This is a genomic window from cf. Phormidesmis sp. LEGE 11477 (assembly GCF_015207105.1).
In the GTDB taxonomy this organism is placed as follows: Bacteria; Cyanobacteriota; Cyanobacteriia; order Phormidesmidales; family Phormidesmidaceae; genus Phormidesmis.
The window spans coordinates 26,649-51,971 of sequence record NZ_JADEXO010000033.1; the positions used below are offsets into that span (position 1 = coordinate 26,649).

30 protein-coding genes are annotated in these 25,323 nt (G+C 50.1%); 10 read left to right on the forward strand and 20 right to left on the reverse strand.

The features are described from left to right. Positions 1-144 precede the first annotated feature (144 nt). Both IQ256_RS11730 and IQ256_RS11735 read left to right on the forward strand, forming a co-directional pair. Complete coding sequence (locus IQ256_RS11730) at positions 145-669, forward strand: NUDIX hydrolase (RefSeq protein WP_193855734.1); 525 nt, start codon at positions 145-147, stop codon at positions 667-669. A gap of 98 nt (positions 670-767) precedes the next feature. Further along, entirely contained in the window at positions 768-1,670 is a 903-nt protein-coding gene (locus tag IQ256_RS11735; protein ID WP_193855735.1) for an alpha/beta fold hydrolase, read from the forward strand. 36 nt (positions 1,671-1,706) lie between these two features. On the opposite strand, the gene IQ256_RS11740 is transcribed toward IQ256_RS11735, so the two are convergent. The 3 genes from IQ256_RS11740 to IQ256_RS11750 all read right to left on the reverse strand — a co-directional run bounded on the left by IQ256_RS11740 (position 1,707) and on the right by IQ256_RS11750 (position 3,024). After that, on the reverse strand, positions 1,707-1,934 hold the full coding sequence (locus IQ256_RS11740) for a hypothetical protein (RefSeq protein WP_193855736.1): 228 nt from the start codon (positions 1,932-1,934) through the stop codon (positions 1,707-1,709). A 122-nt stretch (positions 1,935-2,056) separates the two neighbouring features. Beyond that, entirely contained in the window at positions 2,057-2,311 is a 255-nt protein-coding gene (locus IQ256_RS11745) for a hypothetical protein (protein WP_193855737.1), read from the reverse strand. Positions 2,312-2,748: 437 nt separating this feature from the next. Further along, positions 2,749-3,024 (reverse strand): hypothetical protein, encoded by a 276-nt coding sequence (locus IQ256_RS11750; RefSeq protein ID WP_228024807.1) that lies wholly within the window; start codon positions 3,022-3,024, stop codon positions 2,749-2,751. 337 nt (positions 3,025-3,361) lie between these two features. Between IQ256_RS11750 and IQ256_RS11755 the strand changes: the two genes are divergently transcribed. Next, complete coding sequence (locus tag IQ256_RS11755) at positions 3,362-4,156, forward strand: N-acetyltransferase (protein ID WP_228024801.1); 795 nt, start codon at positions 3,362-3,364, stop codon at positions 4,154-4,156. Here IQ256_RS11755 and IQ256_RS11760 read toward each other — a convergent pair. Then, positions 4,153-4,818 (reverse strand): Uma2 family endonuclease, encoded by a 666-nt coding sequence (locus IQ256_RS11760; RefSeq protein ID WP_193855740.1) that lies wholly within the window; start codon positions 4,816-4,818, stop codon positions 4,153-4,155. The two genes, IQ256_RS11755 and IQ256_RS11760, sit on opposite strands and share 4 nt — an antisense overlap. Before the next feature lie 115 nt (positions 4,819-4,933). Here IQ256_RS11760 and IQ256_RS11765 point away from each other — a divergent pair, with 115 nt between their 5' ends. Beyond that, positions 4,934-5,347, forward strand: a complete 414-nt coding sequence (locus tag IQ256_RS11765) for a hypothetical protein (protein ID WP_193855741.1) — start codon at positions 4,934-4,936, stop codon at positions 5,345-5,347. A 541-nt stretch (positions 5,348-5,888) separates the two neighbouring features. On the opposite strand, the gene IQ256_RS11775 is transcribed toward IQ256_RS11765, so the two are convergent. Both IQ256_RS11775 and IQ256_RS11780 read right to left on the reverse strand, forming a co-directional pair. Further along, entirely contained in the window at positions 5,889-7,277 is a 1,389-nt protein-coding gene (locus IQ256_RS11775) for an ISKra4 family transposase (protein WP_193855743.1), read from the reverse strand. A 96-nt stretch (positions 7,278-7,373) separates the two neighbouring features. After that, the gene (locus IQ256_RS11780; RefSeq protein WP_193855744.1) at positions 7,374-7,736 is read right to left on the reverse strand and encodes a Uma2 family endonuclease; all 363 of its coding nucleotides are present in this window, start codon (positions 7,734-7,736) and stop codon (positions 7,374-7,376) included. 46 nt (positions 7,737-7,782) lie between these two features. Between IQ256_RS11780 and IQ256_RS11785 the strand changes: the two genes are divergently transcribed. The 3 genes from IQ256_RS11785 to IQ256_RS11795 all read left to right on the forward strand — a co-directional run bounded on the left by IQ256_RS11785 (position 7,783) and on the right by IQ256_RS11795 (position 8,815). Then, a complete protein-coding gene (locus IQ256_RS11785) occupies positions 7,783-8,190 on the forward strand; it encodes a transposase (RefSeq protein WP_370623420.1) in 408 nt (135 codons plus the stop codon). Positions 8,191-8,328: 138 nt separating this feature from the next. After that, entirely contained in the window at positions 8,329-8,514 is a 186-nt protein-coding gene (locus tag IQ256_RS11790) for a hypothetical protein (protein ID WP_193855745.1), read from the forward strand. Continuing rightward, a complete protein-coding gene (locus IQ256_RS11795; protein WP_193855746.1) occupies positions 8,495-8,815 on the forward strand; it encodes a type II toxin-antitoxin system PemK/MazF family toxin in 321 nt (106 codons plus the stop codon). Before IQ256_RS11790 ends, IQ256_RS11795 begins: the two co-directional genes overlap by 20 nt. A gap of 219 nt (positions 8,816-9,034) precedes the next feature. Here the strand turns inward: IQ256_RS11795 and IQ256_RS11800 are convergent, their stop codons facing one another. The 8 genes from IQ256_RS11800 to IQ256_RS11835 all read right to left on the reverse strand — a co-directional run bounded on the left by IQ256_RS11800 (position 9,035) and on the right by IQ256_RS11835 (position 12,779). Next, entirely contained in the window at positions 9,035-9,985 is a 951-nt protein-coding gene (locus tag IQ256_RS11800; RefSeq protein ID WP_193855747.1) for a GUN4 domain-containing protein, read from the reverse strand. 12 nt (positions 9,986-9,997) lie between these two features. After that, entirely contained in the window at positions 9,998-10,282 is a 285-nt protein-coding gene (locus IQ256_RS11805; RefSeq protein ID WP_193855748.1) for a BrnA antitoxin family protein, read from the reverse strand. Beyond that, positions 10,263-10,478 carry a BrnT family toxin gene (locus tag IQ256_RS11810; protein ID WP_228024802.1) on the reverse strand — a complete coding sequence of 72 codons (216 nt, stop codon included), beginning with the start codon at positions 10,476-10,478 and terminating at the stop codon, positions 10,263-10,265. The genes IQ256_RS11805 and IQ256_RS11810 overlap by 20 nt, the downstream gene beginning before the upstream one ends. Before the next feature lie 131 nt (positions 10,479-10,609). Next, a complete protein-coding gene (locus tag IQ256_RS11815) occupies positions 10,610-10,831 on the reverse strand; it encodes a hypothetical protein (protein WP_193855749.1) in 222 nt (73 codons plus the stop codon). A gap of 19 nt (positions 10,832-10,850) precedes the next feature. Then, positions 10,851-11,348, reverse strand: coding sequence for a hypothetical protein (locus tag IQ256_RS11820; protein WP_193855750.1), 498 nt, complete (start codon positions 11,346-11,348; stop codon positions 10,851-10,853). A 47-nt stretch (positions 11,349-11,395) separates the two neighbouring features. Continuing rightward, a complete protein-coding gene (locus IQ256_RS11825; RefSeq protein ID WP_193855751.1) occupies positions 11,396-11,878 on the reverse strand; it encodes a DUF3368 domain-containing protein in 483 nt (160 codons plus the stop codon). Positions 11,879-11,880: 2 nt separating this feature from the next. After that, on the reverse strand, positions 11,881-12,144 hold the full coding sequence (locus IQ256_RS11830; protein WP_193855752.1) for a UPF0175 family protein: 264 nt from the start codon (positions 12,142-12,144) through the stop codon (positions 11,881-11,883). 2 nt (positions 12,145-12,146) lie between these two features. After that, entirely contained in the window at positions 12,147-12,779 is a 633-nt protein-coding gene (locus IQ256_RS11835) for a hypothetical protein (RefSeq protein WP_193855753.1), read from the reverse strand. A 184-nt stretch (positions 12,780-12,963) separates the two neighbouring features. On the opposite strand from IQ256_RS11835, the gene IQ256_RS11840 reads away from it, so the two are divergent. Both IQ256_RS11840 and IQ256_RS11845 read left to right on the forward strand, forming a co-directional pair. Further along, positions 12,964-13,515, forward strand: a complete 552-nt coding sequence (locus tag IQ256_RS11840) for a DUF6036 family nucleotidyltransferase (RefSeq protein WP_193855754.1) — start codon at positions 12,964-12,966, stop codon at positions 13,513-13,515. Continuing rightward, entirely contained in the window at positions 13,512-13,793 is a 282-nt protein-coding gene (locus tag IQ256_RS11845) for a hypothetical protein (RefSeq protein ID WP_193855755.1), read from the forward strand. Before IQ256_RS11840 ends, IQ256_RS11845 begins: the two co-directional genes overlap by 4 nt. A 28-nt stretch (positions 13,794-13,821) precedes the next feature. Here the strand turns inward: IQ256_RS11845 and IQ256_RS29610 are convergent, their stop codons facing one another. The 3 genes from IQ256_RS29610 to psaA all read right to left on the reverse strand — a co-directional run bounded on the left by IQ256_RS29610 (position 13,822) and on the right by psaA (position 19,201). After that, positions 13,822-14,472 carry a hypothetical protein gene (locus tag IQ256_RS29610; RefSeq protein WP_228024803.1) on the reverse strand — a complete coding sequence of 217 codons (651 nt, stop codon included), beginning with the start codon at positions 14,470-14,472 and terminating at the stop codon, positions 13,822-13,824. A gap of 198 nt (positions 14,473-14,670) precedes the next feature. Continuing rightward, positions 14,671-16,899 carry a photosystem I core protein PsaB gene (gene psaB / locus IQ256_RS11850; protein ID WP_193855756.1) on the reverse strand — a complete coding sequence of 743 codons (2,229 nt, stop codon included), beginning with the start codon at positions 16,897-16,899 and terminating at the stop codon, positions 14,671-14,673. 25 nt (positions 16,900-16,924) lie between these two features. Further along, complete coding sequence (psaA, locus tag IQ256_RS11855) at positions 16,925-19,201, reverse strand: photosystem I core protein PsaA (protein ID WP_193855757.1); 2,277 nt, start codon at positions 19,199-19,201, stop codon at positions 16,925-16,927. Between the two features lie 639 nt (positions 19,202-19,840). Between psaA and IQ256_RS11860 the strand changes: the two genes are divergently transcribed. Next, positions 19,841-21,856 (forward strand): hypothetical protein, encoded by a 2,016-nt coding sequence (locus IQ256_RS11860; protein ID WP_193855758.1) that lies wholly within the window; start codon positions 19,841-19,843, stop codon positions 21,854-21,856. Positions 21,857-21,877: 21 nt separating this feature from the next. On the opposite strand, the gene IQ256_RS11865 is transcribed toward IQ256_RS11860, so the two are convergent. The 3 genes from IQ256_RS11865 to IQ256_RS11875 form a co-directional block, all read right to left on the reverse strand. Beyond that, the gene (locus IQ256_RS11865) at positions 21,878-22,810 is read right to left on the reverse strand and encodes an NAD(P)H-dependent glycerol-3-phosphate dehydrogenase (RefSeq protein ID WP_193855759.1); all 933 of its coding nucleotides are present in this window, start codon (positions 22,808-22,810) and stop codon (positions 21,878-21,880) included. Between the two features lie 24 nt (positions 22,811-22,834). After that, entirely contained in the window at positions 22,835-24,595 is a 1,761-nt protein-coding gene (gene glpD / locus IQ256_RS11870) for a glycerol-3-phosphate dehydrogenase (protein WP_193855760.1), read from the reverse strand. Between the two features lie 148 nt (positions 24,596-24,743). Beyond that, a partial coding sequence (locus IQ256_RS11875; RefSeq protein ID WP_193855761.1) for a trehalose-6-phosphate synthase occupies positions 24,744-25,323 on the reverse strand: 580 nt, incomplete at its 5' end.

Sequence of the window (25,323 nt, forward strand, 5' to 3'; positions counted from 1 at the left end):
CATTCTTCCTGAGTGTCCTCTGCAGCGTTGGTCACTTGGCTGAGGTACACTTCACAGGCTGAAAGCTTTAAGTAGCAACGGGCCAAGTGACTAGCGTGTACCAAATGCATCCGGCACACGCTATATACTTCATGCAAAAAATCTGTGAAATTCAAAAGCACTCCCAACCGCTGCATTCAACATAAAGGCGAAGAAATCTGGCTCAGTCGCAGCGTTACCGTCTTGCCCGTTCTGTTCTTTGTTAGCAGAGGCATTCGCTACGTGCCGCTAGGCCAGCGCGGTGAAGACCTGCCCGACGGCGTGGGACTATGGGGGCTTCCCGGCGGCTACCTAGACTACGACGAAACAGCAACCCAGGCCGTATACCGAGAAGTTTGGGAAGAGCTAGGGCTCGATATTCCTCAGCTATTAGAAGACTTTCGGTTTGAAGGTAACCTCGACCATCCCTACGAGGTGTACAGCACCCCGCTACGCCGCCAAAACGTTACCCTAAAATATCCGCTGATGTTTCATCTAGGGGAAAGCGAGCTGCCAAAGCTAACACCGCAAGTCTCCAAAGGCGAAGTCGTAGAAGCCCGCTGGTTTGAAGTGACAGAAGCGCTAAAGATGTCGCTAGCCTTCAATCACCACGATGTTATGCAGGAATGTCTAGACCGCTATTATTCTTGATCATGCTTGGAAGGATCACAATTCTTTCTTTAGCTGCATGCAAATTAGCCCGCCCTTCTCATAAGATCTAGAGTGAAGTCGCTGGCGGCAGCTTTCCGATGCTCAAAATCCCCTACGTCGATCAAAAGAGCGCCATGACCAGACTCGGGCAAATGGTCTACTACATCCCAGCGCTGCCTGAATACCCTTCGAGTCATCCGCTCAGCGAAAGAGAAACCCTGCTCTTTTTGCACGGCTTCGGCGGTGGGTCTTCCGCCTATGAATGGTCGAAAGTATTTCCAGCTTTTGCCGGTGACTACCGCGTGATCGCCCCTGATCTAATCGGCTGGGGAGATTCCGCTCACCTAGATCGTAACTATACTATCGATGACTATCTCAACAGCATCGCTGACTTTATCACGGCCACCTGCGATGAACCCGTTACAGTAGTCGCCTCCGCCCTGACCGCTGCGCTGGTGATTCGGATTGCGATCGCCCAGCCTACCCTCTTCAAATCCTTAGTTCTGATGACCCCAGCCGGACTCTCGGACTTCGGCAACGACTACACCCGCAGCCCATTCGCCCAGATCGTCAGTACACCCATACTCGATAAACTGCTGTATTCAGGTGTGATCGCCACCCCCTTCGGCATCCGCAACTTCCTAGAAAACCGCCAGTTCGCCGACCCCAGCCGCATCTCAAACGACATCGTCGAAGCATACCTCACCTCCGCCCAAAAGCCCAACGCCGAATACACCGCCCTTTCCTTTGTCCGAGGCGATCTCTGCTTTGATCTAGCTGACTACATCGCTCAGCTCACCACGCCAACCGCCCTGCTGTGGGGAGAAACCGCCTCCTTCACTGGCCCAGAGCTAGGCCGCAAACTCGCCCAGAAAAACCCCACCGCGATCAAACTATTTGAAGTGATTAAATCCACTGGCCTAACCCCGCAGCTAGAGCTACCCGCCGTCACCATCGGCATGATTCAGACCAGCCTCAAGGTGCTAGCGCAGGAAGGCTGAGGAATATGCGTCTGTACAACATAAAGCCCTGTAAAGCTATTCCTCATCAGCCTTGGGCGTTGTCATCGCCATTGCCTCTGGATCAGCAGGCGCTGCCGTAGCCGCCCCGTCACCCGGCACGCTATTCACATCCTCTACGATTTCCGCCGCAGCGCCCTCAGCTGCCGTATTCGACTCCTCTGGCTTAGCGACTTCGCCCTGCTCCGTATCAGTTTCAGGGGCCATTGCCGCCTCAGTCAGCTTTGAATCTTTTGGATCTGCCATAGTCATTCTCCGAATTATTAGCTCAGACAATATCACTCATCGCAAAGCACAGAAATCTTCTGTAGGTGTGATTATTAGGCGAAGGAGCTTCGTCCCGTATGCGTAAGTTATGAATGCATCATCTAACCTTTCGTATTCTCAGATAGCTTCTGACTGAAGTCTGTGACAGGCGAGTTCGCTGAATCCTGTTCGACGCTTTCAAGAACATCGCCTTCAGTCGAGCCAACAGAATTGGCTGCCACAGCGCTTGTAGCCTTGCCATCTACTGAATTCGTATCGTCTGGAGACAGCATATCCGCATCATGAGAAGATTCTCCTACTGCAGCAACGGGAGCTACGACTGCCTCAGATACGTCCTCTGGTCTTTGAGTTGACATAGCGCTTTTCTCCACGAATGTTTATTGGATTATTGCTGCTTTGTCTCGTATCTACATCACCCTCGGGCATAACTTTTAGAGGCGTAGATGTGGTTATTCTGTTGTATTTGTATTCTTAAACACATTTAAAGGAGATTGCGGTGAAGGAACCACGAGATAATAACCTAAAGCTTGGCTCTTACCCTAAGTTCCTCTCCTGAGGGAGAGTACGTGTTCAGTGTACATAGATAGCCACTCAGTCGAGGTATCACGCTGCCTGAGCGGAGTCGAAGGCAAAACCCGGCCGGACTTCGACTCCGCTCAGTCCTCGGTTCCTGGCTTCGATAAACAGGTGCGAGGGAGAAGAACTTCAGATCTGGCTTCCTCTCTGAAGGAGAAGGTTTGGATATAAGAGCTGAAAGTTCAAGACTCGTAGCACAGATATCTTACGACAGGCTCTAGAGTGATCGCACCAGCAAACTTATCGCTGCTCCCTGCTGCGGCGTAATCACCACGTCGCTATTTACTGCCATAATCGGCGTCCACAGCAAAGACTCCACATAGTTCAAAACGTGGAGCTGATGAATTGTCTGTCGAATCGCCTCCGGGCTACCCAGCAGAATATGTCGCAGTGCCTCTTTCTCTTTGACTTGCTCAGCACCGTAGGCGGTTTGCGGAACCGTAGCCGCCTCCTGCTGGGTAGCAGTTAACTCTCTTGCAATACAGATGGTCATTTTCACGATTTCTCCGATGAGGTTTAAGAAGAAAGCGCGAAAATTTAGCCACCCCAACTTGCACTAAGTCAGGGTGGCTATGGCATGATTATCCACAACCGCTTGACTGGGTTTGTCAGTTAAGGGGCGAGCGGGCGGTGATTGGGTCCAAGCAATCATCGTCTGCGTCTGCTAAATTTTCGGGCAGTAGAGCTGAAGCCACCTTGCGGGCAGACAACAGCCGTATGTATTAGCGTATCAGTGTTCTTTTAAAGCCGTCAACTATTTTTGACAGAGCTTACTGACTTTATCCTTTTCAACTCACAGCCTAGATAGCCACTATCGAACCCACCGCTTTATGGATTCTCCCAAAATCCCAATGTCATTTGACGAGTTCGATACGATAGAACATCTTCTCGGATGGAAGACAGAATACTGGGATGGCTATGCGCGTTTTACCTCTCGCGGGATGGGCGTCGAGACTTGCCTAGATTTTGAATCAGTCTCTACAACACAAGACACCAGCCACACAGAATTCACGTTCATTACACCAAAGTCCGACCATACTCAGCAGATGATAGACGGCTATATCGCCTCCTTTATTAACTCTGTTGAATTCTGTGGCTGGCCGATCACCAATATCTTTGAAGAAGCCCATCGCGACATCTCTCTATACTTTGAAGGCAAACGGGGAAAGCCGCTCTCTGCTAGTGCGATTGCACTACACCCCAAAACCCAACAGGTCATTGCCCTATCACTAATCACAGAGAAAATTATAGAGAATCAACAAAGCGCTCGGCTAGAACTTTTGTACGTGCGTCCACCCTACCAAAGGCAAGGAATCGGCACTGATCTGATACATCACAGCGTTCGGGCTCTTTCTCAGCAAGGCTACTCGCAGCTCACTAGCCGCTATCATATCTGCAACCATCACAGTCGCGAGTTTTATCACAGGCTGGGGTTTGGGGATGTGTGCGATCGCTACTATCTACAAATCTACACTGGCTGGCTCAGGAACGAAATCCACAGAAGAGAAAGTCTTGGAATGCTGGACGAGATAGAAGAGATGAAACAAGAACGAAAACAGCTAGAGAACAAACTTGAGGCGCTAGAAGAAGAATTCTCACGCAGTATTCGCGAAGCTGTGCGTTAAGAATCCGCAGCGTCTTGTGAGAATGTTTTCATCAGCCATCGGGTAATTGTGCCATCGTTTTCGGTCTGCGATCGCTGCAAAGCCTCATCAACCAAACTCGTCTCCAATCCAGGCAGAACAGCAGACTGCCAAATCCGTCCGCTTCTACTATCGCCATCGATCGCAAAAGCAATCAACTCCTTAGCCTCGACATCCACAACCCAATATTCTTCTATTCCGATCCGTTCATACATCAGCCGCTTACGCCCCAAGTCATCTTCAAGAGAACTCGCTCCCACCTCAACAACTAGATTTGGCAAACCGCACAGCTCTATACTGATGGGCGAATTATTCTGCGGCGGCAGATATTTCGCTCCCTCCCCAATGTAGAAAGCAATATCCGGCTGAAACTCCTTCTCACCCTCTTGATGAAAGCTTCCGTTCGTATAGCTAGTGATATCCATATCTTTGCAGGCAGCAAAAAGCGTGATGACATTGCTAACCACACTATTCTGTCGGCTATGCCCCACACCTAAAGACGCCATCTCAATCCTCATCTCTCCCGCATCAAAATAGGCACGGCCATCGGAGTACAGGTCATCATTGGCAACCTCTACAAATCGCTCCCACGTCGCCGAAACCCATTTGTCCAGTACAACTTGCTTCGATGAGGAAACAACCATAGTTCAGCACTACTTCGATATTCTCTAGTCAATAGCGGCGTTCTTGTATGAACTTAGCTAGCCTCTGATTGAATTATACTGACTTCATATGCTTTTGATTTGCGCCTGACCGCTTATGGAACTGATAATTGACCTACCTGATACAATGTTTCAGCAACTGAGGGCGATCGCAGATCTGACCAAACAGCCGCTAAACGAACTGATCTTGCAAAGCATAGCTGGGAACCTACCGCCTAGCATCAACAACGTACCAGCGGAAGTGCAAACCGAATTGCTTCAGATGCAGACCTTTAGCATTGAAGCTTTGCGCGAAGTTGCTCAGGCTCAAGTATCCAGCGAACAGCAAGAAGAACACTTTGCGCTGCTTGATAAAAACAAAAGCGAATCACTGCCCGAAAGCGAGCGATCGCGACTACAAGAACTTAGAACCTCAGCCGATCGGCTTATGCTAAAGAAAGCTTACGCCTGTAGCGTTCTGCGATGGCGTGGACGACCCATCCGCAGCCTAGAACAATTATCGCCTGCCTAGTTTCATGCCTTCTATCCCCAAGTCCGTAAGGCGGAAGGTTGCTGTCTGAAGAAAGTACAGACCTGTTCCATCCACGTATTCAGCTATGGTCTGACCATTTCACCTGAACCGAAGGAGGTCTGTACATCGAGGGGAAAACAGCTATTGGCAGAGCAACTGTCGAAACGCTACGAATGAACAATGCCTACGTAACAGAATCAAGAAAAATATGGATTGCCGAAGACTGGCATCCACCTTCGTGAGAGCGCCAATAGCCTTCACTACCAGCAGTACAAATATACGCCAGTAGGATATCTCTACAAAAGCGCGTTCACCTTCTCATAAAGGAACTCAATCGGGCAACTATAGCCTATGCTTGCAAATTCGATTTTGTCACCCGCGCGATAGGTCTGCGTAGACCATAGATTCTCCGCCTTCTTTAAGAATCGCTCCACCAGCATCTGCTTCTGATGGATCAACATGTACTCTTCCAAAGAGGAAAGCATTTTGTAGTCAGCAAACTTGTCACCCCTGTCGAATGCCTCGGTAGAATCGGGCGCATCTAGCGGTTAGGGGAGAGGGTCGGTAACACCAAAGAGTGCTGAGCAAACAATGGGTCAAACCGTTGATTGACCCAAGCAACTCGCAACTGCAACAGATGGTTCAACCCCGGCTCACTCCAGCGCATGCCAACGCCCTTAAACCGTTGTTGGATTAGCCATTTGCAAGCACTCTCAACCATTCCAGAGCCAATGGGTAGACCTTGTTTTTTGAACTGTCGGTACTGCACGTGCTCTCGGTGCTTATCGAAATAATCATGCACCCGTTTGAGAATTGTTTTCGTCGGTGCGGCGGTATTGGGTGAACGGCTCAACCAGCGCAGTTCGGCCAGAATGCGATGAACATAGCCATGACGCAACTGATGGCGTAGCCGCTCAAACCACATCTGTGGCGTGCGAGCCGGATTGCCATCTCGATAAGTGTCAGCGGCCTGCCACAGATGGGCAGCCGCATGATAGAAGTCGAGGATACCGACCGCTAGTGGGGCGAAACAAGCCTCGAAGAGTCGCCAAAAGCCCCGTGCGCCATCGCTGAGCCAGACGACTTGGGAGGCCGTTTCAATCCCCTGTCGAATGGCTTCGAGTTGTAAGCGCGGCTGAAACGTTTTCATATCGCCCAACGCAGCGACTAATCGCCGTCGTTGTAGCCTGGTGACACGCTTGCCATTGCGGTTAATCCGATGACTGAGCCGAGCGAGCAGGGCCACTTTCACTTCTCGCCAGCGCGTTTTTCCGGCTGGGGAGCCTAACTGTGGGCGCAGCGGCACGGTGACCCCATCTGCCGCGAGCAACAAAGGCATGGCCGCAAGCGCTTCTGGTAACGGTTCCACCTGAGGTGAATGGCCCTGCTGCCAGTTTTCAACAGCCGTCTCCTCCTGACGCATCGCTCGCTCACCATACTGTTGAACCCAGCGCCAAAGGCTGTCATCACTCACCCGAAGACCGCTCAGTTGTTCGAGTAGCCACGCGGCTAACTCGAACGGCACAAAGAGTGTCAGCAGACAGCCCAACCGCATCAGTTCTACTGAGCTTTGCTGATAGGACGCGATTCCCAACACTTGGTCAAACGGCACCGATTGACTGCCTGAACAGCCGTTGGGGCAACGGCCTATCCGGCGACGCCATTGCACACAACCGACCAAGGTCAGCATCTGACGAGCTGCAAAGCCCTTGCTGTGCAGCCGCTGACCACAAACTGGGCACTCGCCCCAGACACTGGGTTGCCGAGCACGGTCGTTGAGCTGTTGTTCAACTAAGGTACGAGCGACATAGAGCCCGATTTGCCAAGCAGCTAGGACAATAGCGGCTAGGGTTTGGCTCTGTTGAAGACGTTCAAGTAGAGATGACCAGTCCTCTGATTCAGGACATTTGTTAGAGAGGGACGCTAGCATAGAAGTGATTTTTGAATGGGGCTGACCCGATAACGGGCAGCCTTTTTCTTGTTCCCTTCTATTTTCGCAGATTCGATTTAACGGTTCCCCGAACCTTCAGATGCGCCCGGTAGAATCTGATAGCACCTCGATAATCAACTTAGGATATTCGATGTAGCTATTATCCAAGCCGTTGTCTTTTTCATCGCAAGTGACTGTCATGTCAGGATAGTAGTAGCCATCGCCTTCTAACAGTCTTACCTTCACATCATTCGCATAGAAATAACAATCTTCTACCCCGCGAAAGTGATTGAAAAACAGTCCAGATAGATTACCTACAATAGTGACATGAGACTTCTTCGCTCCGGCCATCGCAAAAACCAGGCCCTGCCGATACTCGTGCTTGATTGTGCTCTCACGCTCTAGCGCCAGATATTCTTCCGGGGTGAAATAAGGCCCTCCACTTCTACTGGCAATCATGAGATAAAAGCTCCAAACTGCTAAGTAAGACGCTCCTTATGATACAGTGACTCGCCAGCCCAGACAGCTAAAGCCCAATTACTGCTATCACATCACTACACGGTGTAACAATCGCGAGTTTCGCCTGACTCGATTCGAGTGCCGCGAGTGGCTGCTGTACGCCATTCAAAAGTGCAGAGAAAAGTACGGCTTCAAGCTATACGGCCTCTGCATCATGAGCAACCACGTTCATTACCTGCTAGAACCGCAGCAGACAGAAGACCTGCCAAAAATCATGCACTGGCTGAACTGGTATACCGCGATAGGGTTCAACCGAATGCTCAACCGTAGCGGCCACTTCTGGGAGAAACGCTATCACAGCAGCGGCTTTCCAAACACAGACAAACAAAGAGCGCTGAATACGCAGCGATACATCCATGCCAATCCCAAAGCAGCAAACATGCAGCAGGGCTAGTTCTACGACTTCATAGCCTGTACCAGATGCACTGAGTACATGTGCGTCACGCCTCACCATGCTCATCGCTTAGCTCGCTGCCATCGTGGATGCGATGCTAAGATAGTGATTAATTGACTAGCTATTGGAACGGAATCTATGGATAGCTTATGCAAAGTGCTTGATCTCAAGTTGCAGCAGTGGGAGGCAAGCACTGCTGAGCAAGTGAGAGAATTTATCGCAGAGATAATGGAGCTAGCAGATCAAGGAATTTTAGACCTGGTACGCTCTCGCAAAGTTGAGCAAGAAGTTTTGGATATCTTAGATGCGCCCGAAACGTGGTGAAGTCTGGCTCGCTGACTTAGGACTAGCCGCGAAAGTTCGGCCCGTTGTCGTCGTATCCAGAGACGATCCTGATCCTCCTAGAGCACTCACGATATACGTGCCGCTCACTACGCAAAACAGAGGCGGTCAATACGAAATCGCCTTGCCGAAGCTGTTCTTTTTGAGGCAGACCTCATTTGCGAATGTTCAGGGTATTGGTTCTATTCCTACTGTCAGACTTTCCAGAAAACTAGGTGATTTACCAAAAGGGGTACTAGACGAGATAATAGATGCTGTACTATTCGCAATCCAATCCGAATAGTTGACTACCCTCAACAACAGAAGCGAATAAGGTGGCAAAAAAGTTCGTACTTGCTAACTGTTTCAATCCTGATTTTTCTGCCGCAAAATTCCTAGCGGACTTTCCAGATACGAGTTCGCTACAGTACCAGGTATCGGATCTCTAGAATGCCTGCTATCTCGTGCAAACCCTAGTCAAAACAAATATTCACGCAGAGCTGAACCGCTTATAGGTTACAGTTTACAAGTCTGGGTGCGAGAGAAGAAGAAGTGTAGCATGGACGGATAGTCGTGATCGTATCAATGGCATGTATTTCTTCGGCATAAGGCATGGCAGGTGTCCAGAGGGAGCCGATGTGTCATATCTTACCTTTTGATATCTTCCACTCTTCGTCCAACCGTTCGTCTCACAGAATTTTTCCCAAGCTTCCTCATGATACTTGCCATCGGCAATGCCACCGCACTTTAGATACAGATCTTTCTGCACACTGAACCCGAATCGACCTTCGCTATGCTTCACCCATAGCTCATCGATCACCCGCAGCGGCCCACAGGGAAAGTTCAGCAAATCTTCCGGGTCAAACCACTGCCCCTCTTCCTTGCCTACTTCCGTGATCATCAATCGATACGTCTCATTATCTGCCTCTTGCCACTGTCCATTTCGTAGATAGCGCTCTAAATCGACATATCTAGCATCTAGGACAGAGTTCGCTACATCCAGAAACTCCTCAGCGGCTTGAACCGAAACCGTCTCAGCAGTATTCAGCGATTCTTCAACAGGTCTTTCTCCTGTGATACCCCAAATCAATTGAGACAACGGATTGGGCCTCTGTAAGCGAAAGTCTACCCAGTGACGATTCCTTAAAAAAATCGGTAGCCGAGGCTGCGTTTGAGTTTCAGGCAGCATCACCGGAATCACCGGACACTTACGGCGAATGAACTCCTGCAAAAAAGCATAGATTTCCTCACTCTGCCAAGGCCCCATTCCCTTCTGACCCGCAAAGACGGCAACCGCGCCGATACTCTCTATTTGCTGCTCTAGTGCAAACTGCCAAATCGCCCCCGGCTGCAACTCCCATACGTCTAGCCAGGGTTTCAGCCCTTGCCGCCGAAGCTGCTCAGCAATCTCAATGACAGCGGACTTATCTTCACTGTTGTGACACAAGAAAACATCAAACTTCTGCTCCGCCATCAACTACTCCGTTCAAACTGTCCGCGCAGAAACATACTCACGTAGGGCACGATTAATACTGGTTTGATAGCCCTCATCTTTAGAATGATGTGCCTTAAACCATTCAATCAGATCAGCGTCAAGCCGAAGCGTTATCTGCTGCTTCACAGGACGATAAAACACACCACGTTTGGCACTACTCCAATCTTGCACTTCTGGAATGTCATCAGTCTGAATCTGCTCATCTGGCAAAGCTGCCAGCGCCTCGATCTCCGCTTGCAGCTCAGAGGGTATAGGGTTAGAACGTTCCTTCTTCATAAGCTCTCCTTTCATAAGCAGTCGCCTTGCGAGCGCTGATAATTCGTCCAGTTTCTTCGTTTGTCTTGCGAACTGTTTCAGGCCACGTATGCGCCACAAGTACAATCTGCCGACCGACGAGGCCGACTGTTTGATAGCGCTCCTCTTCGGCAAAAGGGTCTAGCTGCGTCAGCGCTAACGGATTAAAAAAAAACATACTGAGCGGCTTCAAAACTCAAACCGTGCTTACGTTTATTTCTTCTGTTCTTCTCATCGTCCCATTCCCAACGAAAAATAACTCTTCACCCATAACTGTAGCTACAAATGTGTAACTACGCACATCACTTGTCAAGTCACTACTCCATCTGGACCTTTTACAGACAGTCCCAGCTTTCTCTTCATCTGCAATAAACCTTTTGCCCGTGCAATATCGCACGCAGCTTTGACGATAAAACCCGTGTTCCCGTCTGCTTCTTCGATGCTGGCTTCTAAATAGGCAGCCATCTCCCTTTTCGTACGGAGGTGTTCGGCAACATCATAGAGTGTAGTCACTGTTTTCCCTTCTGCCATAGTGCTCTGCACTCCTCTATCACGCTGATACGCCAGCAATCTCAGCTAGCGCATTGGCATACTGCTCTAAATCTTTTCGCAGCGAATCCAGCTCACCTCTGGCAACTATCTCCTTGTCCCAAGCCTTCTCATGCGCCTGTGGACTCGTGCCGTCTGGCTTCTGCCCTTCCCACTCCTGCAACAGCGGATGCCATTTCGACAGGAACGGGCGCAAACCGTTGTTGAGTACGGCAATAGCTATCCCCCCAACCGAATTATGAGAAGCCCCAACCTTCGGCCCAGCCTTCCGCAAAATCTCCCGTGTTGAACCAAACAAGCTATACAGCGAATTCATCGCCTCACGCACCAGACCTTCCTGCGGATGCAAACTCTGCACCGCCACCCGCGTCACCAGTTCTACATACAGCTCCCAAGCCGCATTTCGCTCCGTCGGGTCCGGCTCTATCTCCACACCGCCAATGCCAAACGGCAGGCTAAAAGTGACTTTCTTCAGCACAACTGGCGTAGAGTTCGGCATAGTAGCTAGCTAATCTGGTTAGTTGCTTTGATTATAGGGCGATCGGGCTAAGGCAAGTTGTTATGCCTCTGTAGTAAAGAACTCAGGACAGCCTTAGAAACACGAAAATTAGTTTTCTGAAGTCGAGCGATTGCCTTTTCAAAGTCTATCTCTCCTTCAGTAGCTGCACGGTCCAGAATGCCTAAGGTACCAGTGAGCGGAATTCCCCGTCTAGCCGCAATTAGACGAGCTGCCAAATCGTCTAGCAATATGAGATCAGCCTTCGGACTTTCTGCTAGCTGAATCGCCGCTCGCTCTCCAGCATCTAGCTGTAACAGCTCACTGTCAGAACAGGGCAGAGCTGGATCAATTCTTAGCCACTTAGGAGGCTCTGCAATCCAACGCTGTACCTCACTCGGCGCTCTAGCCGCACTCAGTTCATCCCGAACCGTTTCAGGAATAAGAATGTGGCTAAACAACAAAGGAAGCAGGTCGATATGACCGATAACAACTAGGTACGAAATAGGAGAAGTATTCGAGACAATACGCATAGCTATAGCAGTAGGTTATCGATAGCCGTACGGTCACTTTCTAAATCCTCCTTGCTAAAAGGAGGCTCTGCACCCTCTTTTGCCAGAAAATCATAAGTCTCCCAACGCGAGGCAAACCCCAACATTTGTCCTACTGCGCCCGATCCAATTGCCCCCTTTTGATAAGCCTCCACAGCTAACAATTCGAGAAATCGACGGGTCAGTGTCTCATCACTGTCCGCTAGCTGCTCAGCAATAGAGTCAGGAATCTCAAGTACTATCTGCATGACTAGCAAGTGCTCCTCTTAGACAAAACCAAAGCTTCATTACACTGCTGAAGGAACGTTCTTACAATACCTAGCAAACGAGACATCTCCGCAATTCCATAGAGCAGCGTTTCATAAGCCTCACCCTTCTTGTCTAAACGGTAGAACTTCCAACCCTCACCGTTTGTAACCACGCCGTACACATCTATCGTTCTTCCTATTACTTGATTCATGTACTGACAAGCCTGCATCTCTACCAAGCACTGAGCAGTTCCCTGCGCGAAATCATCTTTCTTTGCTTCTAAAACGCAGACGAAGGGCGCTTCTAAATAAGCCTGTCGCTCAGCGATCAAATAGTCTGCATTACCACAAGTCGTTTCGCCCTCTAGATAAGCACCCTTCCAAACCTTGAGGCGATCAAATCCTTCTAGACCTTCTTCGCAAATAGCATCTATCAGCAGCGTCTTGGATACTTCAAAGCTCTCTAGATCAAACCGCTGAAGCCGATCTAGTCGTTGCCTGAAGAAGTCGCTAATGGGCACAGGCTCTGCTTGAATTGTCCAACGGTGTAGTTGGGTAATTCCCAACTGCTTAAATGCTGCTTTGTAGCTGAAGCTAGAGAAACTCTTTTTACGCTGCTGAGTAGTCAGAACCATAGCAACCATTTGCTGGGAAGTTGTCTTCATTCTACAGCACGCAAAAAAGCGCTTAAAACAAAAGGTGCTCCTGTAGGGCAAGCGCAGATTGAATCCGCGCTAACCAAGAAGTCAGGTTCCAAACGTTTTAAGAAGCACACAAATCTGCCTATGATACTAGTCAAATGCCAAAACATATACTTTAATGCGTTCAGACGTCGATCCTCAAAAGATAGAGCAGCTCATGACTATCATGGGTAAAGAAGCCCGTGGCTCAGGACGTATTTACTTCACAGGTGGTGCGAGCGCCTTACTTATTGGGTGGCGTAGTTCTACAGTGGATATTGATATCCGTCTAGATCCTGAGCCATTGGGTATTTTTCAGGCGATCGCAAAAATCAAACAGACTCTCAATATCAATATTGAACTAGCTTCCCCTCAAGATTTTCTGCCTCCCCTTCCTGGTTGGCAAAGTAGGAGTCAGTTCATCGCTAAGCGCGGCCAAATATCTTTCTATCACTACGACTTTACAGCTCAGGCACTTTCAAAAGTATCAAGAGGGTTTGAGCGTGACATCGACGACGTACGTGCTATGTACAAGCAGCAGCTATTTTCCGTGCAAGCGTTACGCAGTGGAGTTGAAGCAATCAAACCGGAGTTGATCCGTTTTCCCTCACTTGACGCTGATGAGCTGAGTGTCAAAGTAGAGAGCCTTGTTGAACTTCTTGAGTCTTCTTCAAGTGAGGATCAGTTATGAATCTCAAAGTACTGCCTGGAGCAGAGCTGATTTTACCTGGCTTGGAAGATCTTCGGAATAATCGGAATGACACAGTCGGGGCTTTGCTGATCGCGATCGCCCGCACCCGCCTCACCAATGCAGGCTTACCCATTCCCCAAACGACCCTAGCCTCAGAACCCGAGCTAACGCTGTACGCCAAACTAAAAGCCGAACGCAGCGACGCCTACCCTTACTACAATGCTCTACTCGCTAGTCTTGTAAGTTTCTGCAACGCGCTCGAACTTGTGAACAGGTGAGAATAGAAAAGCTGCACCAGTCAGAGTCTTACGTACCAAACGTCTTACGTAAGGAAGCCAATCTCTTATCGTCTTGAATTTCACAAGCCGTCGTTATGTAGTGTTCTGTCTTCCTGCTTGCGTTTTCTCTATCGAAAATTTTGGACCATGCTATTCCAGCGACCCAGTCAGTGTCTAACTTATTTAGTTGGTTATTGATATTGGTTGTAGCTAGCTCTCGCTTTACTAGTGGCGTATTGTGCGGTTGTGTAATGAACTTATCAATAGGAACAGCTATGCTTGACACTTTCCCAGCGCCAACATAACCGGAGCCCGTTATGTATGCATAAACAGTATCGCCTAGCTTCAATTTCTGTAACGCCCGCCTATATCTAGCCCCTCCTCCAGCGCTAATACAGCCGTAACGTACGCAGTCCTCCCATTTCAAATGACCTCTATGTTCTCCTACGTTGACAAACCAGTTTTGTGGTGATGGCGGTGTTTTTGGTTTTTTTCCAGAATCTCTGCCGTTTGTCCGCCCTTTCCTCACCTTTCTACTATGTAACCAGTCCCTCACAGGTTTTTGATATGTTCGGAACAACCAAGTTAAACCACCAGACAAGGCGGTCACTATGGCTATTGATATTTCGGGGTTGTCTAACGCAAAGTTCCATAGATTCTCTAACGGTCTAATGCTCATGCTGTGCGTAGCTACTTTGTACGAGTCCAGTCTAATTGTTTAGAAGGAGCTACACCAATCTATCGATGGCAACTTTGCTTTCTCCTACTCAAAGACGTATTTCAAATTCTCTCTCGTAGCTACCAGTAGCTCAAAACAAAGCCCCCCAGCATTGCTGAGAGGCTTCATCTTATCTATCTAATTCGCGTTTTATAACGACTAGCCGAATCGACTAGAGGTTGACGCGATCAGGAAGGCCGCGTAGGTCAGTACATACCCCACCGTAAAGTGAGCTAGACCGATCAAACGACCTTGAACGATGGACATTGCAACGGGCTTGTCCTTCCAGCGAACCAGGTTAGCCAATGGCGTGCGCTCATGAGCCCAGACAATGGTCTCGATGAGTTCTTGCCAATAACCACGCCAGGAGATGAGGAACATGAATCCAGTCGCCCAGACTAAATGTCCGAATAGGAACATCCAAGCCCAAACCGCCAAGTTGTTCATCCCGTAGGGGTTGTAGCCGTTGATTAGCTGAGAAGAGTTCAGCCAGAGATAGTCGCGTAGCCAGCCCATGAGGTAGTTTGAGCTCTCATTGAACTGGGCGACGTTACCACTCCAGATGGCCAAATGCTTCCAGTGCCAGTAGAAGGTGACCCAACCAATGGTGTTGAGCATCCAGAACATCGCTAGGTAGAACGAATCCCAACCCGAGATGTCGCAAGTGCCGCCACGACCGGGGCCGTCGCAAGGGAAGCTGTAGCCGAAGTCCTTCTTGTCGGGCATGAGCTTCGAGCCACGGCCATCTAACGCACCTTTGACCAAGATCAAAGTGGTGGTGTGAAGACCGAGCGCGATCGCATGGTGAACCAAGAAGTCACCCGGCCCAATCGCCAAGAACAAGGAGTTGCTGCCGCTGTTGATCGCATCCAACCAGCCAGGCAGCCAGACGTTACCGCCATTAGGCCAAGCCGTAGTCGCAATGCTATCAGGGTTAGAGAGCAGCGTATCAAAGCCGTAGAGCGCCTTACCAGAAGCGGCCTGCACCCATTGGGCAAACACAGGCTCAACCAGGATCTGTTTCTCAGGCGTACCAAACGCAACCACTACATCGTTGTGGACATAGAGGCCGAGCGTATGGAACCCAAGGAACAAAGAAACCCAGCTCAGGTGAGAGATGATTGCTTCCTTGTGATCTAGAACCCGTGCGAGCACGTTGTTCTCATTCGCCGCCGGATCGTAATCCCGGATTAAGAAGATCGCACCGTGAGCAAACGCCCCCATCATGATGAAGCCAGCGATGTACTGGTGATGGGTGTATAGCGCCGCTTGAGTGGTGAAGTCCTGAGCGATGAACGCATAGGGCGGCAGCGCATACATGTGCTGAGCAACCAGAGACGTAACCACGCCCAAAGAAGCTAGCGCCAAAGCAAGCTGGAAGTGCAGCGAGTTATTTAGCGTGTCATAAAGACCCTTGTGACCCGCACCCAAAGCGCCACCTAACGGAGTGCCCTCGGGGGGACGGTGCGTATTCAAGATCTCTCTGATGCTGTGACCAATACCGAAGTTTGTCCGGTACATGTGGCCAGCCACGATGAAGAGGACTGCGATCGCTAAATGGTGATGCGCCATATCCGTCAGCCACAGAGACTGCGTCTGAGGATGGAAGCCACCTAAGAAGGTCAAAATCGCATCGCCCGCACCTGTAGACGTGCCAAACACATGCTCAGCCGTATCAGGATTTTGAGCGTAAGCGCCCCAGTTGCCAGTAAAGAATGGCTGCAAGCCAGCAGGGTGAGGCTTCATGGTCAAGAAGTTATCCCAACCAACATGCACACCGCGAGACTCAGGGATGGCGACGTGAACTAGGTGACCAGTCCAAGCCAAAGAGCTGACGCCAAACAAACCAGCCAGGTGGTGGTTGAGGCGAGATTCAGCATTCTTGAACCAGGAAAGGCTAGGACGGAACTTGGGCTGAAGGTGCAGCCAGCCAGCGAACAGCATCACCGCCGCCAAGACCAGTAGACCAACAGCACCAGCATACAGATCGCCATTGGTACGCATACCGATGGTGTACCACCAGTGATACACACCCGAGTAAGCGATGTTGACCGGGCTGCTAGAACCCGCTTGGCTAAACGCATCAACTGCGGGCTGACCAAAGTGAGGATCCCAAATCGCATGCGCGATCGGTTTTACGTTGAGTGGATCTTGTGTCCACTGTGGAAAGTTGCCTTGCCAAGCGACGTGGAACAGGTTGCCAGAAGTCCAGAGGAAAATGATCGCCAGGTGACCGAAGTGAGAAGCGAAGATCTTTTGGTAAAGATTCTCCTCTGTCATCCCGTCATGGGTTTCAAAGTCGTGGGCTGTGGCAATCCCATACCAGATCCGACGAGTAGTCGGATCTTGTGCAAGAGCTTGGCTAAATTTTGGAAATTTAGTTGCCATATGTTTTATGTTTCCTCCGCGCTCCTTAACCTACCGATAACATTCGAGCCAAGAAGAACGCCCACGTCGTGGCAATCCCTCCTAGAAGATAGTGAGCAACGCCCACTGCTCGGCCCTGAGTGATGCTTAATGCGCGAGGCTGAATAGCCGGAGCTACTTTCAACTTGTTGTGAGCCCAAACAATCGACTCAATTAGCTCTTGCCAGTAGCCGCGACCGCTGAACAAGAACATTAGGCTGAATGCCCAAACAAAGTGAGCACCCAAGAACATCAAACCGTAAGCCGACAGCGCCGAACCATAGGTATTGATCACCTGAGAAGCTTGCGCCCACAGGAAGTCACGCAGCCAACCGTTGATGGTGGTTGAACTGGCTGCAAAGTTACCGCCAGTGATGTGAGAAATTGTGCCGTTATCAGACACGGTGCCCCAAACATCTGACTGCATCTTCCAACTGAAGTGGAAAATCACAATCGAGATCGAGTTGTACATCCAGAACAAACCTAGGAACACGTGATCCCAAGCAGAGACTTGGCAAGTACCACCACGACCAGGACCGTCGCAAGGGAAGCGGAAGCCCAGCTCACTCTTATCGGGGATAAGGCGAGAACTACGAGCATACAGCACACCCTTAAGCAGGATGAGTACGGTCACGTGAATGGTGAACGCATGAATGTGATGAACCATGAAGTCGGCAGTGCCAAGCGTAATTGGCATCATCGCGACTTTACCGCCCACGGCTACGACGTCGCCGCCGAATGCGTAGCTAGCCGGAGCCAGCGCGTTGGGCGCAGTACCAGCAGTGGCAGTGGCAGCGGTGTGCAAACCCTGAATCCACTGGGCAAAGATAGGCTGAAGCTGAATCGCCGTATCCGAGAACATGTCTTGGGGACGGCCCAAAGCCTGCATGGTGTCGTTGTGAATGTAGAGACCAAAGCTATGGAAGCCAAGGAAAATACAGACCCAGTTGAGATGAGAAATGATGGCATCACGAACGCGCAAAACGCGGTCGAGCACATTGTTAACATGCTTAGCCGGATCGTAATCACGAATGAGGGCGATCGCACCGTGTGCACCTGCACCTACCACTAAGAAGCCACCGATCCACATATGGTGAGTAAACAGCGAAAGCTGCGTACCGTAGTCAGTCGCTAAGTAGGGATAAGGCGGCATCGCATACATATGCTGCGCCACAATGATTGTCAAAGATCCTAGCAAAGCCAGGTTTAGCGCTAGCTGCGCGTGCCAAGAACTCACTAGGAATTCAAACATGCCAACGTGGCCTTCACCGCCAAACAGCAGCGGATCGCCTTTGTGACCATCCAAGATCTGCTTGATATTGTGACCGATACCCCAATTGGTACGGTACATATGACCAGCGACTAGGAACAAGACTGCGATCGCTAAATGATGGTGAGCGGTATCAGACAGCCATAGTCCACCCGTTACCGGATTCAAGCCCCCTTTGAAGGTCAAGAAGTCTGAATACACCGCCCAGTTCAAAGTAAAGAAAGGCTTCAAGCCTTGGGCAAAACTTGGATAGAGCTCAGCCATGAGCGCCTTATCCAGGATGAACTCGTGAGGAAGCGGAATATCTTGAGGAGCAACGCCAGCATCTAGCAGCTTATTGATCGGCAAAGATACGTGAATCTGGTGTCCAGCCCAACCTAGTGAGCCAAGCCCAAGTAAACCAGCTAGGTGGTGATTTAGCATCGACTCCACATTTTGGAACCACTCCAATTTAGGAGCAGCCTTGTGATAGTGGAACCAGCCAGCAAACAGCATCAATCCAGCCATCACCAAACCGCCAATAGCAGTGCAGTACAGCTGATATGTGTTGGTGATACCAGAGGCGCGCCACAGCTGGAACAAGCCAGAAGTGATCTGAATCCCGTGGAAGCCACCGCCGACGTCGGCGTTCAAGATTTCTTGACCAAAGATAGGCCAAACAACCTGAGCACTAGGCTTGATGCCAATCGGGTTGTTCATCCAAGCTTCGTAGTTGGAAAAGCGAGCGCCATGGAAGTACATGCCACTCAGCCAGATGAACACAACAGCCAAGTGGCCGAAGTGAGCGCTAAAGATTTTGCGAGATATATCTTCTAGGTCACTAGTGTGACTGTCGAAGTCGTGAGCGTCAGCGTGAAGGTTCCAAATCCAAGTAGTAGTTTTAGGTCCCCTGGCCAAAGTCCGATCAAAATGACCTGGCTTGGCCCACCTTTCAAATGAAGTGGGAGTGGGGTTTCTATCAACTACAACCTTGGCCTTTGGAGTGGCCTCCCGCTCGCGCGGGGTAGTTGTCATGGAGACTCTCCTCTCTAGACAGAGAAAGAACGGCATCCCCTCTATAGCCCTAACCGAAACCTAGCTTTAGCCCAAAAACCCATTCGAGTTTTCGTCCAAGCAAGCCACTAGACTGACTTGCTAACCAGGCTAGGCAGTCGGCAAAGCACTCTCTAAAGCACTTCTTTACCTGAGCATAGAAGGGGGAATGTTCTCACGTATTATAGTCACGAGTTTGGCGGTGTATGACGAAGAGTTAACAATAGTTCAACCACCGAAAATCCTGATGCTAGAAGGATTCCAAGCCAGAGTAATTTACGAGGTATCAAAGGAATGCCACCTGTTTTAACAAAACGCAATACTCTATAGACTCTATTGTTCTTGACGAGGTTTTCCGCTGTTTTTGACGAGCTGACGAGCGGTTTTCAACATTTTCCATAGACCAAACTCTAGGACAAAGAAAAGATTCTTGCCTTTTTAATAACTTTTATTGCCAGAGTTAAAAACTAAAGATTCTGTTTACAGCTCTTGTGCATACAAAAGAATCGCTTCAAAAGACGGCGATAGGTGATCGCATCCCCAGTTAAGCGCGAATCAAAAAGCCAGAAAGAAAGACACTCGTCCCATATGATCAGATGATAACAATGCGGACTGAGATCGATGGTAGTGGGTTTGGTAGCAAAGATATCCGAGTTAGCGACTTACCTCAAAAAGTCCTTTCAAAAACAGTCTTTTCAGCAGAAATTTGTGCAAAGACTGGGAGGCTTGAAAGGTGCTCTCAGAAGAAGGTGCCAAAACGTCCTACCACTGCTGGTGTGCCTGCTAGTAAGCTGGTCGCTATCGAGCTGCACTAGTCAATCTCGTCAAATCCGCCTAGCAGAACTGCCGGACATTCCTAATGGTAATGAGGTGCGGCGGCTAAGTGGGCCGATTAGTGAGGTCGCCCCGCCCGCTATCTTTTCAGACCTTGCCGAACTGCAATCTGATCAGCAGCCCCAAGTGGCGATCGCCTATCCCCAGCCCGACCAGGTCATCGAAGACACCCAAATAGAAGTCCAGCTCAACATTCAAAACTTCTCTATATATAAAGACGAGGAAATAGGGTTAGGTCCCCATATTCAGCTCATTCTAGACAACCAGCCTGCTCGATCGGTTTACAGCCTAGAAGAGCCCATCACGCTAGAAGCATTAGCACCCGGTAGCCATACCCTACGGGCGATCGCCGTCTGGCCTTGGGGGGAAAGCTTCAAGAACGAAACGGCCTACGCCCAAACGACCTTTCACCTCTTCGGTAAAACCAACGAAAACGCGCCCGATCCAGAGCTTCCCCTCCTCACCCTGGTCGAACCGCAGGGCACTTTTGGCGCGGAGCCACTGCTGCTCGACTTTTATCTAACCAATGCACCGCTGCATTTCCTAGCGCAAGAAAATCCAGAAGATGAGCTGCCCGAGTGGAAAGTGCGTGGAACAGTCAACGGCAGGGACTTTGTTGTCGACCAATGGCAGCCAATCTACCTTAGGGGCTTTGAACCAGGCAGGAACTGGGTACAGCTCACACTGATAGACGAGCAAGGCCAACCCATCGAAAACGAGTTCAACAGCACCATTCGAGTGATTGACTATGATCCAACTCAGCGAGATGCCCTCGCTCAGCTAGTGAGAGGAGAGCTATCGCTGCAGCAAGTGGGTAGAATTGTCGATCTAGACTATCAGCCGCCTCTAGAAGTAACTGCACCCGAGCCACCCGAAGCAACTGAGCCGAATGAAATCGAAGCTAAGCAAGCAGAAACCGAAGACGAAGAACTCGAAGTCAAGAACTTGGAAGATCTAGAGCGAGAAGATCTAGAGCGAGAAACTGAAGAAATTGAAGATACAGAAATAGAAGAAGAAAGTCCAGAACAGAAGAGCCTAGAAGAAAGATTGGAAACGGAGAATGTAGAAACCAAAGAGCCAAAGATCAAAGCACCTAATGAAGCACTTGATGCTGAAACGGTAGAACCTGAGCCACTAGACAATCCACTAGATAATAGAGAGCTAGAGCCCCCAGCCTCAGAAGCCGACGCAGGAACAGAGGAGATAGCGCCAGCAGGCATAGAGTCTGAACAGTTAGAATTTGAAGAGACTGAAGAGATCGAGATAGAAGAAGCTGCACCTGAAGTCGAAATCGAAGGCTCTGAAGCTGGTGAGGCTAAAGTCGATTCATCTAAGCCGGCAGAAGTTACCCCTGATCAAAGCGCAGTAGAAAAGCTAGATCCAGATGCGGCGGTCTCAGGGCCTACAGAAACACCTAAGAAGAAATCTCTATTTGAAAAATTGTTTGGGAGAAAACAGACTCCTATTCAAGCGAGTGAACCCGTCACCACCCCAAAAGGTGTGGAAGAACCTGAACCACCATTCTCAGAACCAGTCGCTCCAGCGATAACAGACGATGACACGATCTTGTCACCAGCTCAAGAGACTCAGATAGAGCCTGAAGATAAGGTTATCCCCGAAGAAACAACCAATACATTTGACATTCCAACAGAATTATCAGCCCCCGCCACGCCCAGTGACAACCTGCCAACGCCTGAGTCTGTAGACCTTGAGCCCACAGAATCTGTGACAGTAGAAAAAAGCAGCGACGGGGAATTAAAAGAGAACCAGGAAATCACGCCTGGCGAATCTTTAGGAAATTAGCGCCTTCACCGATTTAGAAACTCACAAATCGCAGGATTCTGGCTTCAGCTCACGCTCCATCAAAGCCTCGACTGCTTCTTTAGGAGTAATGCGGCCTGAGAGCAGCCGATACACTTGTCTTGAAATTGGAACCGGAATGCCTTCTCGGTTGGCGATCGCAACCAAGACTTGAGTTGTATTCACTCCTTCAGCCGTCCCACCTAGCTCTTCTAAAATTTGTTCTAGTGACTTGCCTTGCGCTAGCCCATAGCCAACTCGGTAATTGCGGCTGAGGCTACTGCTACAAGTCGCGAGCATATCGCCCAAGCCACTGAGCCCGTAAAACGTCTCTACTTCTGTAGCACCCAAACGTAGGCCAATCCGAATCACCTCCGGCAGCGCCCGAGTAATCAAAGCAGACTTGGCATTCGTACCCAGATTAAGCCCATCACAAACACCGACGGCGATCGCCATCACATTTTTGAGCGTGCCGCCAAGTTCCGCGCCCAGCGGGTCGCTGCTGGTATAGACCCTGAAGCTGTCCGAAGAGAAAAGCTGCTGAACGGTGGTAGCAGCCGTCAGATCTTTGCTAGCCAGCACAGTCGCCGCTGGCAGCCCACCTGATATTTCTTTAGACAGGTTCGGGCCGGATAAAACGGCGACAGCGTGGTCAGGGAAAGCGGATTGAAAGATCTGCGAAGGTGTCAGCGTGGTTTCTGGGTCTAAGCCTTTTGTAGCAGTCACTAAAATAGCAGCAGGGGGAATCGATAGCTGGCGTAGCTGCTGGGCTAGAGAAGTGACTCCCTTCATCGAGATAGCAGATAGGATCACATCAGCATCGGCGATCACATCTTCTAGACTTAGCTCCCCCCGCCTCGACCATAGTTTGACCTGGTGATTATTACTTTCTGCCAGGCGGGCAAGGGCACTTCCCCATGCTCCTCGTCCTAAAACCGCTAGCTTGAGCACGCTCATACCCCTCTATTAAGCAATCGCCCTTTAGCCTACCGCAACCTGCGAAACAACTTCACTCGCAGGGCGAGTTGAGTTTGTCTGTGGCTTGGCACCTAGAACTTTTTCGATGGCGTAGTCAGGAATGCAGTTTTCGGCCATCAGCGTTTTGTAGTTGGCGATCGCCTGCTCGCAGTCTTGTTCGCTCCACTGGCAATAGGTCTGTAGGGTTTGCGCGATCGCATCCAACGCACCCATCCCGTAGTTTGCCTGTAAAGACAGCATCGTCCGGCGTCGACAGATATCCCCAAAAGTCAGCGCCATCTCCGAACGAACGGCATAGACAATCTGCGCCTTGATATCAGGCAGCCCAGCCACAATCGGCTCTGCTAGCTCAGGCGATTCATCCACTAAGGTCAGCAGATCTAGTGCCCTAGCCCCATAGCGCTGAAAAATATGGTCAACAACGGTTGTAGCCAGCAGCGGCGCGTACTTTGCGATCGCCTCGACAATTCGCTGATCTGTTCGTAAAATTGCCCCCGGCAGCGGGTTGACTCTAGTTTTACAAGGCGGAGCGCTCTGCTGACGCTGTTTATAAACCCACGTCACCATTTCCTCACCCACGCGCCGATGGGTCGTCAGCTTACCACCGATCAAAGAAACCATATTCACCACGCCATCTTTGGCATGGTCGTATAGCAAATGGTTACGAGAGACCGCGCCCGGCTTTTTGCTTTCGGTGTAGGGCAGTGGCCGTACGCCAGAATAGGTAAATTTCACCGATTCTCGGCTCAGCCGCGCTGCGGGAAAGACTTTGTTAGTTTCCGCAATTAGGTAATCAATCTCATCATCATCGGCCTTCACCCGATCGAGATCGCCGCTAAATCGCAAGTCTGTCGTCCCAATCAGATACTGGCCCAGAAATGGCAGAATGAAAAACGGTCGATTATCAGTCAAAGCCTCCACATAGAAAGCCGCGCCGGGCGCACCGGGAAAGTCATCAACCACGATATGACTACCCTTCGTACCGCCAATTTTTTGTGTCGTGCCGATGGGTGCAGGTGCTTCGTTCTGAGTGCCTTTATCGCATACCTTATCCACCCAAGGGCCAGAAGTATTGACGATCACGCTCTTGTCGTGAGTCTTGATAGTGAAGGTCGACTCAGAGAATTCGTCTTTGCAAACTAGCTCGGTAACGCGATCGCCCTGCCGCACCAGCTGAATCACCTTCACATAGTTAAAAGCCGTCGCCCCGGCCTCCTGAGCGCTCAATATATTTTCTAGACACAGCCGTTCTGCGTACTCTACCTGCGCGTCATAATACTGTCCGGCTCCCTGCACCCCCTTCGGATTGACCTCACGAAAGAGCTGCTTCAGTTTGGCCTTGGGCAGCATCCGATGATTCAGCAAGCTCTTATCGAAGCTGAGAATATCGTACAGAATCATCCCCGCCCAAATTTCCCAGTAGCTGCGAGACCCCTTGTCATAGATCGGAATGGTTAGCTGCAGCGGATGCACCAAATGCGGCGCAGACCTCAGTAAAATCTCACGCTCAGCCAGTGATTCACGCACCAGATTAAATTCAAAATATTCTAAATAGCGCAGGCCGCCATGCACTAGGCGCGAAGACCAGCTAGTCGTACCGCTGGCAAAATCGCCCTTGTCAATAATAATAGTCTTCAATCCCCGCAGAGCCGCATCTCTAGCTGTTGCCGCCCCGTTGATTCCTCCACCGATCACGATCACATCGTAAGTAGTAGACTCAGTTACAGAAAAATCGCGAGTTGTAGAAGATGTCTGTGAAGGCATTAGCAAGGAGAAAGCTACGATGATATCCTACCGAACCTTTCTTGCCCCTGTCTGTATCTAAAGAGGATCTTCGGATACCAGATCAGGATCTAAAATCTGCTTAAACAAGATCTGTGCAAGGTCGTTCTAGACCTAACAGAGCAGATTTCTAAGACAGCAAAGAAGCGCTAGTCTGAACGGAAGTTGCCTTTGCCTCTCTAAATAAATGATTGGCCCACTGCTGCACGTCATAGCGGCAGATTGCTTTATACAGTTTGGCCATGCGCTGCTTTTGCTCTTCAGGCGACATTACCAGCGCCGCATCGATACACTCATCCATCCGAGTAGAAGAATAGGGATTAGTCAGCAGCGCCTCTGGTAGCTCTACTGCCGAGCCTGTAAATTCAGAGAGAATCAGCACGCCATCTTCCCCACCATGAGCAGCAACGTATTCTTTGGCAACTAAATTCAACCCATCTCGCAAAGGACAAATCCAGCAAATATCAGCCGTTTTATAAAACGCCATCAAATCCTCCTGCGGCAAAGGCTCAGTAAAGAGCACAATCGGCGTCCAGCCCAAACTAGAAAACCGCCCGTTGATCTGACCGACTAGCTGCTCAATTGTTTGCTGGGCTTCTTGATAAACCCGCATCCCAGCGGCGGCTTTTACCGCTGTCATCACCAGGTTCACTTTACCGACCATCTCTGGCTGACGCTCTAGCAGTCGCTCGAAGCACTGCAGCATCTCC